Annotated in this window: 1 protein-coding gene; it reads right to left on the bottom strand. The window is 49.0% G+C overall.

Annotation, left to right across the window (positions count from 1 at the left end; genetic code table 11):
• Window positions 1–559 (bottom strand): IS66 family transposase (gene tnpC / locus L5M37_RS24205; RefSeq protein WP_263201924.1); only part of this gene is annotated, 559 nt, incomplete at both ends.

Here is a 559-nt window from a genome sequence, read left to right as displayed (position 1 = left end):
ACGATTGTTGTCGATATTCAGACAGCCATCATCCAGATAGCGGACAAGCTTGGGCCACTGATTCAGGCTATACGTAATAGCCGCTCCCAGTAAACTTTCTTTCGTGACACTCTCGCTTGATTTATCCAACCAGCTTTTGAATTGCGCGAGCAACGGCTTGGCTAGCGTTTGCCTGGCTTCATATTTCTTATCAGGCGGCGCAGTTTTTAATTTACTCTCCAGCGCATAGAGTTTCTGGATATGGTTAAGAGCCACATCGGCCTTACCGGTTTTGCCTTTACCCTGCGCTTTTTGGGCTTCGACGAACTTACGTCTGGCATGTGCCCAGCAGCCGACTAAGGTTGCGTGGGTTTTCTCATATCCGGCATAACCGTCGACCTGCAGATAACCGTTAAACCCCGCCAGGAAGTCGGTGGGATGTTTACTGCTGCGACTATCCTGATAATCAAACAGCACGAGCTTGGGGCCGGTACTTTTTTCTAAGCCACAGCCATATACCCACATATAACAGGTGCTTTTCTCAACATCCAGCACATTAACCGTGGTTTCATCTGCCCAC

This window comes from Shewanella sp. SM69, assembly GCF_025653985.1.
Classification (GTDB): Bacteria; Pseudomonadota; Gammaproteobacteria; order Enterobacterales; family Shewanellaceae; genus Shewanella; species Shewanella oncorhynchi.
This window is presented reverse-complemented; position numbering and strand designations above follow the sequence as displayed.